Raw genomic sequence first — 19,451 nt, forward strand, 5'->3', positions numbered from 1 at the left:
TAAAGGACGTAGATCCCTGATGCCGTGTTCTGCTACCCTCAAGCTGATGGTTAGAAATGCTGTCCAAATGCCGAATCCTATGATGACCATCATTCTTGTCCATTTTTCCGGGTGGGAGTCTTTCAAACCAGTATCACCCTATCAAATTCTCTCATCATCTTATCTCGAGGTCCTTCATAACCTGGCTCAAAACATCCGCAACCAGTTCAGCCGATCTCTCAGCTTCTTCTCTACTATTGTCTACAGATCCTATTTCAAGGATGATAGAGCGTGGATGAAGGTGTTGATTCCACCGTCCATCCTGCCTCAGATCTATGCCACGGGAAAGGCCGGGATACATCTCCTCCATCTTGCCCTGCAAATATCTTGCGAAGGCGAAGTTTTCCTGCCAGTTGGGGTGAGGCAGGCCGAAAGCATCGGTAGTTACTACGATAAACACCCGGGCCACCTTCTTGCCTTTGATCTCAGCGGTAGTAACCTCAGGAGTCAAACCTGGAGAGGAATCCCGGTGCAAGTCCAGCACTATCTCTATAGATTGATTTTGCTTCAAATACTCCGCCACTGTCTTGCTGGAATTGGCATATGCATCACGCCAGACGGGGTAATCATGAATCTTTCGAGAGTGAATCACCCCGATTCCGTAGCGTTCGGTGAGTACCTGGGCAAGGCGATCTCCTACTTTGATGACGCCCTCATCTTTTCCCCATACATAGTTTGCCCCAGACGTGGGGCGATAGGCCTCAGAACTATGGCTGTGATAGATGAGCACGGTAGGCGGTCCCTGGGATCTCCTAAACGGCCGAAGAATGTCAAAACCGGGTTCATGCCCCGGTGGCCTAGAGCCTTCAGGGGAAGGCTCAGGAACGTCCGGCGACGGAGGTGAAGGCGGCGTGAGGATACCTTCTTTGGCGACCTTATCCCCCGGCCCAGGACCGTGGGCAAGCCTGGAGCCAGCGACAGGAAGGACCTTAACATCCTTGGGAAGTCCGCCACCAGGTAAAGAGAGGAAGGTCTTGAGGTCTGATGTCTTCACTCCCATGATCCCGGATAGGAACTTCAAGGTCCAAATTTTGAGGTTCGTCCCATCCCCGGCCCTGGCGGGATCCCCATTTGATGGAAAGGTCACCCGGCGGAGAACTGCGAGCCTCTCCTGGAGGAATTGATCAAGACCCTTGATCTTCCCTGCTGGATTTCCGGCGGATTGTCTACCCGTTTCGAGATCTGGAAAGATGGAACCCTTCTTTTCCCCGGGCACTATAAGTTCTGTAAATGACCGTCCCGATATAGAGGTCAATAATGTCGAAGTTCCCAGAATCAAGACAAAAAAGAAAAGGGCCAACACACTCGGAATCGAGGGGCGTGATGTCTGACGAAGGCGCCAACCCCTGCGAGCATTCCAGTTTCTGGAGATATTCCTCCGCCAATATCGAATGTGACGATTCCGCCACCGACGATTATATCCAATGGCACACACCTATGAATTCCCCCAGTAGGCAGACAGAATGCACATTAAAATGTCTATGCCCACCGGAGCCAGAATATGCCCTTCATGGGGATGATACCCGCTAGCGGAGCCAAAGGCTGTCTTGAATCAACTCAGGTATTCAAGCACCCTGTCCCAATCCATCTGCGGGTGAAGTGCAGCATTGAGTCCAGATGCAACAACTCTCGCTATTTCCTCGATAATATCGTCTATCTCCTTGGGTGTCACCATCAGGGCACCCATATATGGCTGAAGGAGTTGCCTCATCAGGTGCTTCTTCTGATCTGGGGTGACGGATTGTATCATGCCAGGAGATTGCTGAGGCCCCCCCGCGGGCCCGACTCTAGAACCCATCGCAGCCGGCGTCTGCCCATATACATAGTCTGCGCGCGGCGCCCCCGGCTGAATCTCTGCCAGAAGGTCCATAGCATCAGATACGATAGTTATCGCATCAACCACCGTAGGTATTCCTATGGCAATGACCGGGACTCCAAGAGACTCATGGGTGATTCCAAGCCGTTTGTTTCCCACGCCTGAACCAGGCTGAATCCCAGTATCCCCCATCTGGATGGTCGTCCCAACTCGACTGGTTGAACGGGCAGCCAAAGCATCTATCACTATTACCACATTCGGCCTAATAGTATTCACGATCCCCCGGATCACCTCGCCGGTCTCCATGCCTGTGATGCCTAACACCCCGGGAGCTATGGCGCATACGGGTCGCATTCCACCCCGAAGCTCTTTCGGGGTCATTCCATAGAGATGCCTGGTGACAAGTAGTTTCTCTATGACCCTTGGTCCCAGAGCATCCGGCGTAGCCTGCCAATTCCCTAATCCGCAGCACATCACAGTGGCATCAGGTGGAATGTTAGCCAATCGATTCAACTCGCGCGCAAATACTTGGGCTATCTCCTGCTGGATATCCCTGCTTTGGGAACGCAACTCCTGGGACTCGATGGTGACATAATTGCCCCGAAGTTTTCCCATGGCGCGCTCGCCCTGCTCATTTAGGATTCTCACGCGAGTTACTGCTGTATGCTCTGTTTCCTCCTCTTCCGAGATCACACCCGGAATCTCCCGCGTTCCCATCCGCGTGTATGCTAGGTCCCTTGCCTCGATGGCCAGGTCGGTCCGTGGATTTTCAAAATCGATTTCCATGGAATTGTCACGATCCAATGAAAACACCTCCGCCATCCTTTAGGTTGCCCGGCACAGGTCCGCCTATTCACTTGCAAGAATGGAGACATCATGCTAAAATCAAAGGGTCGTCATTGATGCTGTAAGAGGTGAAGATGGGGTGGCAAACAAAAGATCCGCAGAGAAGCGGGCAAGGCAGACCATAAAACGCACGCTCAGAAATAGCGCAATCAAGTCCAAAGTAAAGACCAGTATCAGGAAATTCCTTGGAGCATTGGTAGACAAAGATCAGGCCAGGGCAGCGGAATTGTTGAAGCAGGCGGTAAAGACGGCAGACCAGGCCGCGGCCAAGGGTGTAATCCATGCGAATGTCGCAGCACGCTATAAGGCAAGACTGATGCGGCGATTCAACGACGCGTTCTCCGCTGCAGAAAAACAAGAGACAGAGGCAGGGGCCTGATTTCGGGCCCTTTTCCTCACTTTGAACGCGAGCATAGGGCGATCACCAGCTTCTCCAACGCCATCTGAGGAGGTATGCTGCCTGTCTTTATCTCAAGGTCGCAGTGAAAGGCCGCATGGATGGCATTCTCGAGTTCTATCGGCATGAAATTTTGCGCCTGCGCCAAGCACTTCCGGGTGGCGAAAAGGGACTTCCCCATGGCGGCGGCCATCTTCTGAACAGGCATCTTCTTTTGCTGGAGCAACTTGGCTTGAAGCACCGACCGCATCTGCCATACTATCCCCCCAAGGATCTTTATTGGCTCTTCTTTCATGCTTATCAAAGACCTAAGTCTTTCCAGCGCCTGCACACTATCACGCTTTCCAATAGCGTCCACCAGGTCGAATACCGTCGTCCCGATAGACTTCGCCACGATGGCCTCGATCTCTTCAGAGGTAATGACTCTCCTGGTAGAAAGCTTTCCGAGATAAGTGGCCAGCTTATCGAGCTCTGTGGCCAGAAGTCTAAGATCGCAGCCTAGACTGTCAACCATTTTATGCGCCAAAGGGTAAGGAAGCTTGAGTCCGAGGCTCCCTGCCCTGCGGACGAGCCAGCTGGTTGCTTCGCCCTCGTAGAGTTTCTTGAATTCTATGACACGACCTATTTTTGAGACGGCCTTACGCGTCCCTTCGCGGATGGGCCCAGGCCCGGCCAATAAAAGCAATATATTGGCGCTAGACATATGCGAAGCCGCCTTCAGGAGCCTTTCGGCATCTGTCGCGCCTAGCTTGTCAAATTCCTTTATTATAGTGACACGCCGTTCTGAGAAAACCGGCAATGCCATGACAGCGTTTATCATATCTTGCAGAGATGCCGATGCGCCATCGATGATGGCCAGATTAAATTCCCGTATGGAGGCCTCCAAAAGCGAGTCGGCGAGCTTAGAAGATGTCTCATCTCGCAAAAAAGGTTCCTCGCCATAGAGGAGGTATACCCCGCTAGATCTTCCCTTGCTTATCTCCTGGACTATATCAATGCCTGAGTCTGATATCACCAAAGCTCCACCGGACCTCCCTGATCTTTTGTCCATCTGATTCTATTATAACTGCTCCTGATATGTCTGTGCGATAGATTCTTGATTTAATATCCTCCAATGCCCGGATTGTCCACTTCGATGGGTGCCCAAAGGGATTTGATCCCACGGAAATGATGGAATGAGTGGGCATGACCGCCCGAAAGAACTCCGGATTTGTCGCGCTGAATCCCCCGTGATGGGCGACCTTTAGCACCGTCGACCTGAGCATCTGCTCATCAGAGGCTTCAGAAATCAGACGGCGCTGTCCTTCTTCCTCGATGTCGGCGGCAAAAAGGAAGGAATTTTTACCATGCATTAGTCTCAGCACCATTGAACCATCATTTAGGGAAACATGCGGGGGAATTCTTTCCGGAGGGTGCAGCACATCGACTTCAACCCGGGGCCCCAGCTTTATCCGGGTCCCTTTCCTGGCCCTCATATATTTTGCCCCGGTTTCTCTTGCCTCCCTGAGGAATTCTTCATAAGACGGGGAGTCGCCGGGAAGTCCGACATCAATGATATAATCGGCCCCTACTTCTCTCAAGACAGCAGGCAGCCCCCCTACATGATCCTCATGAGGATGCGTCAAAACAACGACATCCAACTGGCTTATGCTGTATTCACGAAGGACTGACAGCACAGCTTCTCCCTCTGGATTTCCGCCATCTATCAACATGGTTCTCCGACCGGGCGCCATGATCAGAGCCGAATCGCCTTGCCCCACTGAAATGAAGATCACCCTCAGCCTATCATAGAATGCAAGATGCCATATGATGGCCGCAATGATTCCAAAAGCCAGCACAGCGAGACATATCTTACGCAACCGCGCATTTAACGCAAACCGGTACACTCTATATTTCACAGTCCCGTAGCTGATGGTGATCGTAATCAGCCCGACATAGTGGGTTATAAGAAGCGCCGGAGGGATGGTCCAGCGCACCAGGCCCCATCCCATCCAATCAAAGGGCCCCATAATGATGAGCGTTATAGCCTTCAAAATGAGACTATTGCCCAAATTCAATATGAGACTTAGGTGTGGGGCAAAGGCGCCGATGACTCCGGACACCATCCCACTTATGAGCACTGCCTCCACAAGGGGCAGGATAAGTAGGTTTGAAAAGATCCCTGCAATGCTCACTTGATGAAAGTACCTGGATATAATAGGCCATGATCCTAGCTGAGAAGCAATGCTTACCGCGATCGGAGATGATAATCCCTTAAAGGGGCCAGGAAAAGATGACCTTATATATCTACATATCGGTCCCGACATAGTGATGATAGCCGCGGTCGTTACGAAAGACAGCTGAAATCCCACATCAAATAGTAGAAGAGGGTTACCGGCAAGAATCAGTAATGCCGCTAGACCCAGAAGATTGATTGAGTTCCCGTTCCCCTGGCCACCTAGGACCCCCCCAAATGCCATGATTGCCGCCCTGATGCAAGATGCGCTCATGCCCGACATGATGCAATAGCCCAGGCATACCATCAACAATACGGTGGCACGCAACACGCCTTTAAAGCCCAAAGGCGATATGGCAGATGAAACTGCCGAAACCACGAGACTCACATGAAGACCGGACACTGAAAAAATATGGGTTACACCAGCGGCTCTAAAGGCTTCTGCCATTTCTCCCGACAACCCAGCCTCGTTTCCTGCCGCTGTCATCCCCCTGCCAAATAAGATGGCAGAGAGCATTTCCCTCTGGGGAGAATCAACCCCGCGGGTGGCGCATATGAGGATCTTCTGGCGAATCCCATATACTGCCTTTATTATGGAATCGACATACTTCTTCACGCCACGCCCTTTGTTCATCTCCTGACGCCATTTCCCCGCGATGTGAAGAGATCCAGGCTGTGAAGAGGGAAGTGGAATCGGACTCTCATTGAGGTACATAACTCTTGTAATGCCCTGGCATTTGAGATATGACCTCATATCGAATCCCCCGGGGTTTCTGGCGGGCAGCGGGCGAACGAGCCTGCCTGTCACCCTTACCTCATCACCATAGCCGAGGATTGGGCCATGAGCGATCTTCCACCTCGCATCATCAACCGGGTTCGGCCCGCCATTTCGTCCAGGACTGCCGGCTCGGGAGGCCGTCTCGGCCTTGCGTCCATGAGCATGTTCATGATCTTGATTGCGCCAGCGAATGAGCGCTTTAAATCTGTAAGACCCCCAACGGATCATGGCAGGAGCCTGCCGATACTTTCCAGAGGCGCTTTCCTCAGCTAGCAGCCTTGCTTCAGCGGTCATCATTAGATCAAAGGGAAGCGCCATATCTTGCCCTGCCAGATTTGCCTCCGCTAGCGTGAGACGCGCAATGCCAAGGAAGACCATCACCAGCCCAAAAAGATGTTCAGGGGATGCCGAGTATAGACGACCCGGCGATATACAAAGGACTCCAGCTACCGCACATGCAACCCCCGAAAGCGCCAGTGAATAGGCTAATAGTAAATCTGCAGACCAGGAGACCCTATATAGGGCCCCCCAACCTAGAACAATTCCCGCCGAAAAGAGGGCGCCCGCTATGAACAGGGGATGACGCATATAAGACAACCTGAAGCTCATGGATTAGTAAACCGTAATATACTGCCTCATGGCTTCAAGTTTCTTCGGCCCGATGCCGGGCACATCCAACAGATCCTCGATAGCAGAGAATCTCCCATTGCGTGTGCGATATTCAATTATCCTCTCAGCTAGCACCGAACCTACGCCTTTAAGCTTCATCAATTCTACCTTATTTGAAGTGTTGATGTTTATGATAGTCGATGCCCCATGCAAGGGGTCAGCCAGCTGCAGGCTATCGGCGACAGCACCCTGCTCTGACGGCCTCGCTCCAACGACGTCGCCTGATTGGGCAATGTGGCCATCCGGCTGGGACGCGGCGCCACCTAATCGGGGAACGGCGTCGACGCCACCATCAGTCGCCTTGGGGCTCCCAACGGCAGTGAACGAACCAGTCTTTTCGCTGCCTGAAGGCTTGCCTATAGCGGCGCTAGAAAAGCTCTGCGATCTTTGCGGTTTAGGTTTTGGCGGAATATAGACCTGCTGGCCATCGGATATAGGCAAGGCAAGGTTTACAGCATCAAGACATGCAGAATCAGTTGCTCCGCCCGCTGCATTCACTGCATCATTGACTCTGGCAGAACTGGCCAGGCTATATACCCCTGGCCTTTTGACTTCGCCGCACACATGGACGACGATTTTCGTAGTCTCACCTGTCCCGGTAGTCTCACCCGTCCCGGCGAATTCCCCCATCCCGGCGGACTCATCCATTCCGGGGGGTTCACGCCTTCCGGTGGATTTACCCGCTCCGGAAACTTCCTTCGTTCCGGTAGCGCGGTTTTCCCCCCGGCCATTTGAATGCGCCACGACTGTAACCCCATCCCCGGTTGCATATACGGCCCGATAACCAAGCAGACCAAGTCCCATAAAAGCTACTATGGAAAGGATCAACAGGACCTTCCTTTCCGGTCTAAAGAGGAAATGCATAGCAAACCCCCATGGAGCCCAATCCGATTTCCTGCGCCAATTTGTCAGGCTCCATGGGGGTTATTCTCGCTGAGAGAATCCCTTCCTTCATCCCCCGGCTAATCCTTTTGGGTGATTCCCGGCATGAAAAGATCCTTTGACCCCGCTAAGAAGGGATTATATGACTATGTTCACTAGACGCTCAGGTACTACAAAGACGCCTTTGACGGGTTTATTTCCTATGAAACGACGCACCTTTTCCTGAGCTAGAGCCAGGTTGCGAAGATCATCTTCCTCAATACCTCGAGGGACCGTTATCCTATCTCGCACCTTTCCGTTCACCTGGATCACGATGGTCATTTCTTCTGCCTTCAACGCCTCTTGACTGTATTGAGGCCATCTTTGCCGATGAACGCTTCCCGCTTTCCCCAGGCGTTCCCAAAGCTCTTCAGTCAAATGTGGGGCAAAAGGAGCAAGAAGTAATACAACTGTCTCGATAGCCTCACGTAGGACCGCGTCACTCAGGTCAGAGACCCCGTTCGAGGCTGCTTCAGCGCGGAAATCATAGATCGCGTTCACTAATTCCATTATGGCGCTTATCGCCGTATTGAGGCTGAAGCGATCCCTGATATCCTCGGTCACCTTTTTGATCGTGGAGTGCGCTTTAAGCCTCAGGAGCCGCTCTCTTTTTGTGAGCTTAGCTGGATCTATGCTCATGCCGTCAGAACCTGAAGAGCTATCTATGAACTCATTCACAAGGCGCCATACTCTGTTCAGGAATCTAAAGGCCCCCTCGACACCGCGCTCGCTCCATTCCAGGTCGCGCTCAGGAGGAGCTGCGAAAAGAATGAAGACTCGAGCCGTATCAGCCCCGTAATTGTTCATTATGTCATCGGGATCCACGATGTTGCCTTTGGATTTTGACATGGCCGACCCGCCGAGCGTAACCATGCCCTGAGTGAATAGCGCATTGAAGGGCTCTGTAAACTCTACGAGTCCGGCATCATGAAGCACCTTTGTAAAGAACCTGGAATACAGAAGGTGCATCACTGCATGCTCTATTCCTCCGATGTATTGGTCCACGGGAAGCCAGTAATCAACCTCATCTTTGACAAATGGCCCGCTGGTTGCGTGAGGCGAAGCATAGCGAAGGAAATACCACGACGAATCCACAAAGGTATCCATGGTATCCGTCTCGCGCCTGGCAGCCCCCCCACACCTGGGACATGATGTATTCAAGAATCCTTCATGTCTAGCCAGGGGAGAAGGTCCTCCGGGCCTGAAATCCACATCTCTTGGAAGAAGCACCGGCAATTGGTCCGCGGGCACAGGCACAATTCCGCACCGATCGCAATACACAAGAGGGATCGGAGCCCCCCAGTATCGCTGACGGGAAATGAGCCAATCTCTCAATCTGTATTGGACTTCCCTCTTTCCAATTCCACGCTCCTCCAGCCATTCTATGATCTTATCCTTGCCTTCTTCGCTGGGCAATCCGGTAAAAGGCCCAGAGCCCACCATCACACCAGGATCAGAGTAAGCGACATCCATCGTATCCGGATGCAAGTCGACCCCTTTGCCGGGTTGTATGACTACTTTGATAGGAAGACCGTATTTTCGAGCAAATTCGAAATCCCTCTGATCGTGGGCAGGCACACCCATAACAGCTCCGGTGCCATATTCCATTAGGACATAGTTGGCAACCCATATGGGAATTCTCTCCCCATTCACCGGGTTTATGGCATATCTACCAGTAGGCGCTCCGGTCTTCTCTGCTATCATGCGCTCACGTTCAGTCCGGGGCATCCTCGCCTCTGCCAGAGCCTGGCACTCTCTGGCCTCCGGCCTTCCCTGCACCAACTTCTCAACCAGTGGATGCTCAGGAGCGAGGACCATGAATGTCACTCCGAACAATGTATCAGGCCTTGTGGTGAATACTGTTATATTTTCATCAAGACCCTCAATTGGGAAAAAGAGCCTGGCGCCTTCACTCTTTCCAATCCAGTTCTGCTGCATAATCTTGACCCGTTCCGGCCAGCCCGGAAGATTCTCAAGATCTTTCAGCAGGCTATCTGAATATTGGGTGATCTTGAGGAACCATTGCTCAAGTTCCTTTTCCTCGACCTGACTGTGACAGCGCCAGCATTCCCCGTCAACCACCTGTTCATTGGCAAGCACTGTCTGACAGCCGGGGCACCAATTCACTTTGCTCGATGCTTTGTATGCCAAACCTCGCTCATAGAAGAGCAAGAACAGCCACTGGGTCCAGCGGTAATAATCTTCGTTGCATGTCGCCACCTCGCGGTCCCAGTCATAGCTTACCCCAAGACGCTTTAGCTGGTTTCGCATAAAGGCTATGTTATCATAGGTCCAGTCCGCAGGGTGAATACCATGCTTGAGCGCGGCATTTTCCGCAGGCAATCCAAAAGCGTCCCATCCCATTGGATGAAGCACATTATAACCGTTCATCGTATGGAAACGAGCCACCACATCGCCCAGGGAATAATTCCTTACATGCCCCATGTGAAGGCGGCCTGAAGGGTATGGGAACATCTCAAGGCAATAGAACTTGGGCCTGGTATCATTCTTCTCTGTCCTGTAGATGCCATCCCTGGCCCATTTTTCTTGCCATTTCTTTTCGATTTCTGCAAAGGGATAGTGTTCCTCCAATCGTGGCTTCTCTCCTTTCGTTTCAAAGAATAGGATGCGCGATGCCTGATAGACGATCTTAAAAAACAAAACCTTTCGCCCGGCATATGCCAGGGACGAAAGGTCAAACTCTCGCGGTACCACCCTGATTAGCAAGATAGGAATTGGTGGAGACGATGGGAGTCGAACCCACGACCTCTTGAATGCCATTCAAGCGCTCTCCCAACTGAGCTACGTCCCCATCTATCATGCTCACTCTTACGCTTTAACGCGCGTCACGCCAACGACTACTCGAAGCATCCCATGCCCCATTCATCGCGAAGCTCTGAGGCGAGTATCCTCTTCATCGCACAGCAGGCATATAAAGATTTCAATGACCAGCGATTCGTATTATAGCCGAGAATATTCCTGATGTCAATACCACGCAGTCGCTGGGGTGCTGGAGTCGCTGAGTCGCTGGTGTAATTGAGCTCAGGGGAGAAAGGGAGGCATGGGACGCCCCTCGAGGCATGGGATGCCCCTCGAGCCACGGGGCGCCCCCCGAATCACGGGGCGCCTCGGCTAACTCCCTGCCACCCCTTGGGCATCCTCGACTTTTCTGTAATTCCGTGCCCATGCGCGATCAGCGATCTTGCCATATTCCCGCGCATATTCATCGAGTTCACCGGCCAAATCCGTGGTCACACAGTCAGCGCCTTCATGGGTAGGGTGCGCGCCGCAGAGGGAAACGACCTCGCGTAAAATGTGCGGATTATCAATGATCATGCACGGCCGCAAGTGATTTTCATTAAATGGCATGCGCTTCCTGATTTCCGTAAAGAACGGGGACCTCAAGACATCCTTCAAGGTAGTATTTCTGATATTGTCTACAGCAAAATGCACAAACACGCAAGGCTCTATGTCTCCATGAGCGTTTATATGGAGATATGAGCGTCCTCCGGCTATGCATCCTGACACCAGCGGCCCATCATTCCAGAAATCCGCCACAAAGATGGGCTTATTCGTCCGGAAATAGAGCACCCGCTCGCGCATATAATCTCTTTGCTCCGGCGTACACATAAGGCTCATATCCGCATCCTTCCCCACGGGAACAAACGTGAAAAACCACCCATAAAGGGCTCCCTTATCGATCAACATATCAATGAATTTATCGCTGCCTACTATATCAGTATTGTTGCGGGTATAGGTAGCAGAGAATCCAAAGACGGCTCCGGCCTCCCGCAGGTTATCCATGGCTTCCATTACCCTCTTGAATGTCCCCGGGCCACGCCGCGCATCAGTCTCCTTCTCAAATCCCTCCAGGCTAATGGCGGGTGATATATTTCCTAGATCCGTAAGCCTCTTCGCCATTTCCTTGTCAATCATGGTGCCATTGGTGTATACCATGAAAACAACATCATCATGTTTTGCATAGAGATCGAGGAGATCCTCCCGCACGAAAGGCTCGCCCCCGGAGATGACTATGAAGTGAATCCCCATCTCCTTTGCCTCGCTCACCACGCGGTCGAGAATCTCGAATTCCAACTCTGATTGTTTTGTGTATCTCCCGGCATAGCACCCCGTGCATCTAAGGTTGCACCTCATCGTAGGGCTCATGACAATAAGTGATGGCACATGCATTCCATTCTTCTTTGCGTACCTTTCCCGCTCTTGAAATCCAAGATATATCTCATTGACGAAAAGACCGACCATGCCCTTAGTACGGAAATTCGGGTGCATCTGTCTAAAACCACGCACAGCGTATCTAGTCCAGACATGATCCTTATTCTCGAAGTTCTGCCTCGCCAACCTGACCTGCTCTTTATGTCTCTGGGTCGGAGCTATGAGCTCAATGATCCGGGCCAGGGTGGCAAGATTGCGTTCGGGGTTCTTGGCCAAGATCGCCAAGGTCTGGTCGACCACCTGACTTGCCAGATACTTCTTCATGAGATCATAGGTCTTCATTAGGCTCTCCTCCTGTTTTTCAAGATATCGCCATCAGACTTGACCGGAACAGATTCCATGAGCCAGAGACAATAATTCAATAAGTATTAATCCAGAGGTAAGGATTCCGACCAAAATCACCTCCCAAAAAACCCAAAAATGCTACATGAAAAAGATCTACCCTTTTGATCCCCTTGGCCTATAAACTGGAAAGGTTCCATGGCTATAGCCGCCCCGACCTATAAATTGAAAACAGGAGCCCGATTCCGAATATGACGGCTATTGAAAACCCCATTTCCGCTACAGGGATCCCGATCATCATGACGCGAGAGCGAGAACCGGACACAGGTGCTGATCATACATGCTGGGATACCATCTCCTTTACAAAATCGAACAGCAGCCTCCGATCTTCATCGCTGATGCGGTTCACATATTGTTGATACTTTTCTATGCATGAGGTTATCAGAGCCGAGGCATCTACATATCTCTTGGTCTGTGCCAGCAGGACGCCGAGCACGCCTCCCGCCAGTAGAGTAAGCGCGATACCCGGCTCCCCTACAGTAGATATAATACCTGAAATAGCTCTCAATCCTTCTGTTCCAATGAGCCTCGCGCATGCGAGCAGCAACACCACTGTATATGAACAATAAGTGAAGGGCTTTTCAATCCGACTCAGTTGATCCACCAAGGGTTTAAGCATACTCCAGTTGCCGGAAGAGTCAAATTCCTTCAAAAGGGCCGAGAGCCTCGTCTTGAATTCAGTCCAACCTTCCCCACTTTCAGCAGCTAGGGACGATTGTTGTGATACGATCTTCTCATCCCGAGGAACGAAGACAACCAATGACCGCCCCACGGCTCGTGCCTCCCCATTAACCACATATTCAGAACGAGCCAGCCCGTTGCTCACCAATTTCTTCAACATATCATAGGCCGTCCATTTGCTTACGCCGAGGCTTCTTGCGATTTCCTCATAATGAACCGGCTCCTGTTTACTTTTATAGAGTCTACGAAGCTCTCTCAAAAAATCCTTGCTTCTCTCTGTGATCCTCATAATCTCTCGCCGCAGCGCGGGCAAATACCCAATTACTCATAGATGGACATATGGTAGTATAGCGCGCAGGACTGCGGCTGTCTTCCTTTCGCCAGCTAAAATCTACAGACCGGACTATACCCAAAAAAACCAAAAATAAATTATACAAACGAAAAAATGCACAAGGTCATTGGGATTGCGATATAGATATAACTTTAGCCCCTCTCCAGAGCCGCTCAAGATCATAATATTGTCTTTCCGACTCGCCTAGAACATGCACTATGACATCACCATAATCCAATAATACCCACCCGCTTCCATCATCGCCCTCTTGATGATAAGGCAGGAACCCCTGTTTCTTGAGCGTATCACGAATAGCCTCAATGATAGCCGAAAGATGCGGCCTTGAAGTGCCACTTGCAATGACAAAATAATCCGCTATCGTTGACAGCTCCCGCAAATCCAGTATCGTCACGCCAATAGCCTTTTTCTCCGCAGCAGCATTTGAAATCTCGCGAGCTTTCATGCTTGAAAGCTCTTCCATCACTCCACATCCTTTCCTTTTTCTGTGCCCCTGAGGCTGAGGAGAACACTATTCCTTGCAACCACTGCCCGCGGGTGAATCAACCCACTTCTCTTTATAAGATACCCCAATTTCTGATTCTGAGCCATGGTAAGGGCGACATCCAGATTAGACTTCACCGCCCGTCGAATGTCACTGACTCCCTTGTACGCCCGCCCGAGCTCAATACAGTCTGCGACATACACTATCTTCTCAAGAGGAGTCATATGCTCCCGGCCCGTAACATGAAATCTGATGGCATCCAATATCTCAGGGTCTTCTATCTCAAACTGGCGCCTGGCATATTCCGCGCCAAGCGGCCCATGAATCAACTTAGGCTCGGCCCTTTCTATTTCATCGAATACCACATGCCATTGCTCCGCCAACTTGAGAACTACATCCTGCGGGAGATCTCTAGCGCAGTCATGAAGAAGCCCCGCAATCCTGGCCTTATCCATATCGACCCCATATCTCTCGGCAAGCTGCACGGCCATATTCATGACCCCGATGGAATGACGATATCGGTGCGCCGTTACAAGTTTCCCAAGTCTCTCCGCCAATTCTGCCTCTGTCAGTCCCATCTCACCTCACTATATGGGGGGCAATGCCGAAAGCATACCCCCCCCCCCGCATGCCAACTCCCCGCAAAAATCCCGAATTACATTACACTAGGTACTTATGAAGATTATCTCTACCTGCCCTGACGGGGCCTTGCCTCATTCACGATTATCTGCCTGCCGTTGACATCAGCCCCGTTGAGGGCTTCCATGACATGCTTGGCATCTGCGTCCTCAACCTCAACGAAACCAAACCCACGAGACCTACCAGTCTCCCTATCCAGAATTACACGTGTGCTCTTGACCGTCCCATGCGCCGAGAAGATCTTTTCCAGATCCTCATCTGTGGTTGACCAGGGAAGATTCCCAACGTACAATGTCGTCAATACCGTCTCCTCCTTACCATTATTGAAATAAAAAGACCAAGGTTCCGAAGGAACCTCGGTTTTTCCCAAAAATTAGCCTCGTCTGTAGTCTACCCAGGATAGATATGTTATTATCTGGTTTGGAAAGAAGAAACATATGCGACACAATCGAAATCAGGTACCTTGGGATGGATATTGGACCTGGACCAACCACGGAGAGGAAAAATCTTTACCGGTCGCTGTCGTATCTGCAGGCCTCGTTATAGGTCACATCGTGATCTCAGACCATGAAATCAAACGCGACCACTTTCAGGTACCTACCTTCCGGCCCCTTTCAAGATTACTATATCATACCTTCGGACGACAGTAAATAAGGAGACGGAGTTGAAATTTATAGTATCTGACCGAAACCCGCAGGATCTGGATACTCATACCTGATTCATGCATGCCTGTTCCGGGTTAATAGCTCTATATAGGCCTGCCTTGAAGATATGGCTTTCGACGCTCTCAGGTACCAGGTATTTTATCGGTTTACCTTCCCTGACTCTCCTTCGTATATCAGTTGAAGATATTGCCAAGGCTGGCACCTCCAGGACATGAATGCCATTCGGGCATCGCTGCCTTATCCTGGAGACTTCCTCCTCAATCTTTTCGATCTGATATCCTGGCCTTGTAGCGGCGATAAAGCTACACTGTTGGAGAAGTTCATCCGAATCTTTCCAAGTGACTATCTCAAGGGTCGCATCGGCTCCGGTTATGAAGAAGAGTTTGACGTGTGGACCACATCTTCTCTGAAATTCCCTCACAGTGTCTACTGTGTAAGAAGGCCCGGGGCGATCAATCTCCATACGGGATACACGAAAGTATGGATTCGTGGCTGTCGCTAGCACCGTCATAAGGTATCGATCCTCAGCCGGTGAAACCTCATAGGCCTTTTTATGAGGCGGACATCCGGATGGAACAAAAACCACGACATCCAGGTCAAATTCGACCCTAGCTGCCTCGGCAGTAACGAGATGTCCATAATGAATGGGGTCAAAAGTCCCACCCATGATACCCAGACGGCCCACCGGCTCCACCCCTCAAAAGCTCCCTTTAGCGATTGTCCACGACTTGCAGCTTTTTGCGCATAGCCTCCACTAATGCCGGGACCCCTTCTCCTGTAAGCGCGGAGATCGCATAAAGCTCAAATCCCCTATCATGAGCCAACATTTGGCTCACAGAGTCCAGATTTGCGCGACCCTGCGGCATATCGATCTTGTTTGCGGCAATGATCATGGGCTTTTTTGCCAGAGATTCACTATATTGAGAAAGTTCATCCATGACCACATCGAAGTCCCGCAAAACCTCGTTCATGTCAGAGCGCGCCATATCTATGACATGAACGAGAATCCTGGTCCTTTCTATATGCCTCAGGAAATCGTGACCTAGCCCGACCCCTCTATGGGCCCCTTCTAGAAGGCCTGGGATGTCTGCCACAACGAAGCTAGTTCCATCTTCATTGGTCACAACTCCGAGGTTCGGAACAAGAGTGGTGAAAGGGTAATTGGCGATTTTCGGCCTAGCGCGGGAAATGCTGGCTATAAGAGTGGACTTCCCGGCGTTTGGCATACCCACCAGTCCTACGTCGGCTATCAACTTTAGCTCAAGTATTATCCTCTTCTCCTCACCAGGAGCGCCTTCATCCGCTATCCTTGGCGCCCGGTTAGTGGGCGTGGCAAAGTGAGGATTTCCCCTTCCGCCTCGGCCCCCACGCGCAATAACCACCCTCTCGTGAGGGTTGACCAAGTCGTAGAGAATTTCGCCAGTATCAGCGTCTTTGACGAGTGTGCCAGGGGGGACCTTCAGGACAAGATCGACACCGTCCCTGCCATGTTTTCGGGCCCCGGCGCCATTTTCTCCGCGTTCGGCCTTGTAGTGCTTTTTGTATCTGAAATCCATCAGGGTAGAGAGAGTCGGATCCACCTCCAATATGACGCTACCGCCCCTGCCGCCGTCACCGCCATCAGGACCGCCTCTCGGCACATATTTCTCATGTCGGAAGCTTACACACCCGTCTCCGCCATCTCCCGCTTTTACAGAGATCTCGACGGTATCAATAAACAGGAGACCTCACTCCTACCCGCTTCAGACTATACGACCCCGTGGGAGCATCCCCGGGGTCAAAAAAGAACAAGCGCTGATTATTCGGCAGCTACGACAGGAGCCGGACGAACGCTGACCCTCTTGCCATTCCTACCTGCCCTTTCAAAAGCAACGAAACCATCAGTCGTGGCAAATATGGTATCGTCCTTGCCAAGGCCAACATTGATCCCAGGCTTGATCCTGGTACCCCTTTGCCTGACTATTATGCTTCCTGCTGTAACGAATTGGCCATCATGTCTTTTAACTCCTAGTCGTTGAGCTGCGCTGTCACGCCCGTTCCTCGAACTTCCTACACCTTTTTTGTGTGCCATACGGAATCACCCCCGTTTGTCTCCGTCCATCGCAAAAAGCACTAACTTTGCGCTTCCTCCGGGACCGTCTCTACTACATCTTTATCGGCCTCTGAATCCGAGGTTTTGATTTTCTCTATCTTGAGCACCGAGAATGGCTGACGATGCCCATAACGGCGCCTGTAGTTCTTCTTTGGCTTATACTTGAACACTAAGATCTTTTTGGATTTGCCCTGATCTAAGACACGAGCCACGACACTTACGCCCGGCACTACCGGGTGCCCTACATTGACGCCATCATCGGTTCTCAATAAGAGCACCTCACCTAGCTCAACAGTGTCCCCCTTTTGCACGCCGAGTTTCTCGACCTTTATAACATCGCCTTCCTGCACTCTGTACTGTTTCCCGCCTGTCTTAAGAATCGCATACATTGATCTCAACCCCTGATGAAATCTCGCTACGGTAGGGCACGCGACTCGCGTTTTGCAGCCCTCCATATGCGGCTATGGCATGGTACGCAAACCAACCATGCCAATTAAAGCATGGCACCAGCATATTTTAGCACGGCGTACAAAATGATGTCAAGCATAGACGCCATTTGCGTCTGAACCGGATCCGATGGCGCTGTCAATGAGCCTGGCCCGGGCATAGGTCCTGAAAACTCTTGTTATCTCGACACGCGCCGTCGAGCCGACAAGCGCTCCTCCCCCCTCAACATCCACGATGTAGCCCTCCAGCCTGCAGATCCCATCCCTCGGGTTTGAAGCGTGGGGCTCTTCGATTTCCACATCTATGACATCACCCGCCTTGACAGGGATAGCCCTGGCCTCAACCTCTTCCTTGGTGCCTACAAATGCTATGTCTATGTCCTCCACATGCATGTCTATAGATCCCTTGACATAGATGAACTTGCCTGTCTCCTGCTCCACCCTGGCCAGGTTAGCGCCACCTGTGCCTATGAGCAATGATGCCACTGTAGGATGCACTTCTATCAGCATCGCAGGCTTCTTCGTGCTGCGAGCCACCCGTTTTATTTCACGCTCAGCCCTAAGGGCAATGGTCTCCTCTGAGAGTACCCGCCCTCTTCCGTCACAATATGGACAGGCTCTCTCGAGTATATCCTGGAGGCTGGGGCGTGTCTTCTTCCTGGTCATTTCAATGAGTCCAAGCTGCGTAAAACCCAGGATGCTGGTCTTGGTCTTATCAGCCCTCAGCGCATCCTCAAGCCTTTGCAGGACCTTTTTTCTATCCTCCTCAGAATCCATGTCGATGAAATCTATGATGATAATGCCACCTGCATTTCTGAGCCTTAGCTGGTGGGCGATCTCCGTGGCAGCCTCAAGATTCGTCTTCAAGACTGTATCTGCCAGGTTGCTGCTCCCGATATATCGACCAGTATTTACATCTATGCTGAGGAGGGCCTCGGTCTGGTCAAAGATGAGGTACCCGCCGCAATCCAGCCATACCTTGCGTCTTAAGGCCTTATCAACTTCATTTTCAATACCATAAGCCTCGAAGAGCGAAATCCCATCATTATGATAGAGCTTTACCCTGCCCGCGCGATGAGGGGATAGGATTCTGAGCAGTTCAATGGCCTTCCCATATTCAGCTGCATTATCTATTATCAAGGTGTCGGCATTCTCAGAAAAGAGATCCCTTATGATCCTATATATCAGGTCATAATCTTGATGCAGCAGGCATGGCGCCTTGGCCCGCCTGCTGCGGCTCTGGATCCTCCTCCACAATTTGATGAGGAAATGGAGTTCCTGTATAAGATCCTTCTCGTCCCTTGATTCGGCCGCCGTTCGGACGATCAGCCCCATTCTCTTGGGTTTGATGGAATGCGCAATTGCCTTGAGACGCGCTCTTTCTTCTTCGTCAGGTATGCGCCTCGATACCCCTATATAATCAACAGTCGGCATCAAGACCACGTATTTCCCTGGCAGAGTTATATGCGTGACTACCCTGGGACCCTTTGTCCCTATGGGTTCTTTGGCGACCTGCACTATGATCTCCTGACCCTCTCGAACTAGATCTCTGATCGATCTCGCTTTTTCATGGGGCATATCGTCAAATTCGCGTTCATCGGGACTCACTATGACATCTCCGGCATATAAAAATGCATTCTTTTCAAGACCTATGTCTATAAAAGCTGCTTCCATCCCCGGCAGCACATTTTCCACGCGGCCTTTATAGATGTTGCCAACATGTCGCTGGTGTCCGGCCCTTTCAACCAAGAAATCCACTAAAACTCCATCTTCAATTACAGCCGCCCTAGTCTCAGCGGCTTCAACATTTACCAATATCTCCTTTGGCATTCATTCGTG

The 19,451-nt window shown here is 51.4% G+C and carries 17 protein-coding genes and 1 tRNA gene; 1 reads left to right on the forward strand and 17 read right to left on the reverse strand.

Annotated elements, in window-relative coordinates:
* Positions 1-154: 154 nt before the first annotated feature.
* Together HPY52_09125 and HPY52_09130 are read right to left on the reverse strand one after the other, a co-directional pair.
* Positions 155-1,294, reverse strand: a complete 1,140-nt coding sequence (locus HPY52_09125; protein NPV80424.1) for a stage II sporulation protein P — start codon at positions 1,292-1,294, stop codon at positions 155-157.
* A gap of 297 nt (positions 1,295-1,591) precedes the next feature.
* Positions 1,592-2,641 carry a GPR endopeptidase gene (locus HPY52_09130; GenBank protein ID NPV80425.1) on the reverse strand — a complete coding sequence of 350 codons (1,050 nt, stop codon included), beginning with the start codon at positions 2,639-2,641 and terminating at the stop codon, positions 1,592-1,594.
* 139 nt (positions 2,642-2,780) lie between these two features.
* On the opposite strand from HPY52_09130, the gene HPY52_09135 reads away from it, so the two are divergent.
* Positions 2,781-3,080 (forward strand): 30S ribosomal protein S20, encoded by a 300-nt coding sequence (locus HPY52_09135; GenBank protein NPV80426.1) that lies wholly within the window; start codon positions 2,781-2,783, stop codon positions 3,078-3,080.
* 16 nt (positions 3,081-3,096) lie between these two features.
* On the opposite strand, the gene holA is transcribed toward HPY52_09135, so the two are convergent.
* From holA to HPY52_09210, 15 genes are all read right to left on the reverse strand, one after another.
* A complete protein-coding gene (gene holA, locus HPY52_09140; GenBank protein NPV80427.1) occupies positions 3,097-4,116 on the reverse strand; it encodes a DNA polymerase III subunit delta in 1,020 nt (339 codons plus the stop codon).
* The gene (locus HPY52_09145; protein ID NPV80428.1) at positions 4,091-6,700 is read right to left on the reverse strand and encodes a DUF4131 domain-containing protein; all 2,610 of its coding nucleotides are present in this window, start codon (positions 6,698-6,700) and stop codon (positions 4,091-4,093) included. Before HPY52_09145 ends, holA begins: the two co-directional genes overlap by 26 nt.
* A gap of 3 nt (positions 6,701-6,703) precedes the next feature.
* A complete protein-coding gene (locus HPY52_09150) occupies positions 6,704-7,624 on the reverse strand; it encodes a hypothetical protein (GenBank protein NPV80429.1) in 921 nt (306 codons plus the stop codon).
* A gap of 156 nt (positions 7,625-7,780) precedes the next feature.
* Positions 7,781-10,462 (reverse strand): leucine--tRNA ligase, encoded by a 2,682-nt coding sequence (locus HPY52_09155; protein NPV80430.1) that lies wholly within the window; start codon positions 10,460-10,462, stop codon positions 7,781-7,783.
* Positions 10,418-10,493: transfer RNA gene (locus tag HPY52_09160), tRNA-Ala, on the reverse strand. Before HPY52_09160 ends, HPY52_09155 begins: the two co-directional genes overlap by 45 nt.
* 320 nt (positions 10,494-10,813) lie before the next feature.
* Positions 10,814-12,196 (reverse strand): radical SAM protein, encoded by a 1,383-nt coding sequence (locus HPY52_09165; GenBank protein NPV80431.1) that lies wholly within the window; start codon positions 12,194-12,196, stop codon positions 10,814-10,816.
* 334 nt (positions 12,197-12,530) lie between these two features.
* Entirely contained in the window at positions 12,531-13,226 is a 696-nt protein-coding gene (locus tag HPY52_09170; GenBank protein ID NPV80432.1) for a hypothetical protein, read from the reverse strand.
* 166 nt (positions 13,227-13,392) lie between these two features.
* The gene (gene rsfS / locus HPY52_09175; GenBank protein ID NPV80433.1) at positions 13,393-13,749 is read right to left on the reverse strand and encodes a ribosome silencing factor; all 357 of its coding nucleotides are present in this window, start codon (positions 13,747-13,749) and stop codon (positions 13,393-13,395) included.
* A complete protein-coding gene (locus tag HPY52_09180) occupies positions 13,749-14,348 on the reverse strand; it encodes an HD domain-containing protein (GenBank protein NPV80434.1) in 600 nt (199 codons plus the stop codon). The genes rsfS and HPY52_09180 overlap by 1 nt, the downstream gene beginning before the upstream one ends.
* Positions 14,349-14,458: 110 nt before the next feature.
* Positions 14,459-14,779, reverse strand: a complete 321-nt coding sequence (locus HPY52_09185) for an RNA-binding protein (GenBank protein ID NPV80435.1) — start codon at positions 14,777-14,779, stop codon at positions 14,459-14,461.
* Between the two features lie 338 nt (positions 14,780-15,117).
* A complete protein-coding gene (locus HPY52_09190; GenBank protein ID NPV80436.1) occupies positions 15,118-15,768 on the reverse strand; it encodes a nicotinate-nucleotide adenylyltransferase in 651 nt (216 codons plus the stop codon).
* Positions 15,769-15,784: 16 nt separating this feature from the next.
* The gene (obgE, locus tag HPY52_09195; protein NPV80437.1) at positions 15,785-16,795 is read right to left on the reverse strand and encodes a GTPase ObgE; all 1,011 of its coding nucleotides are present in this window, start codon (positions 16,793-16,795) and stop codon (positions 15,785-15,787) included.
* 77 nt (positions 16,796-16,872) lie between these two features.
* A complete protein-coding gene (gene rpmA, locus HPY52_09200; protein ID NPV80438.1) occupies positions 16,873-17,145 on the reverse strand; it encodes a 50S ribosomal protein L27 in 273 nt (90 codons plus the stop codon).
* Between the two features lie 41 nt (positions 17,146-17,186).
* Entirely contained in the window at positions 17,187-17,555 is a 369-nt protein-coding gene (gene rplU, locus HPY52_09205) for a 50S ribosomal protein L21 (GenBank protein NPV80439.1), read from the reverse strand.
* Positions 17,556-17,705: 150 nt separating this feature from the next.
* The gene (locus HPY52_09210) at positions 17,706-19,442 is read right to left on the reverse strand and encodes an Rne/Rng family ribonuclease (protein ID NPV80440.1); all 1,737 of its coding nucleotides are present in this window, start codon (positions 19,440-19,442) and stop codon (positions 17,706-17,708) included.
* Positions 19,443-19,451 lie beyond the last annotated feature (9 nt).

It is taken from the genome of Bacillota bacterium, assembly GCA_013178415.1.
Lineage (GTDB): Bacteria > Bacillota > SHA-98 > Ch115 > Ch115 > Ch115.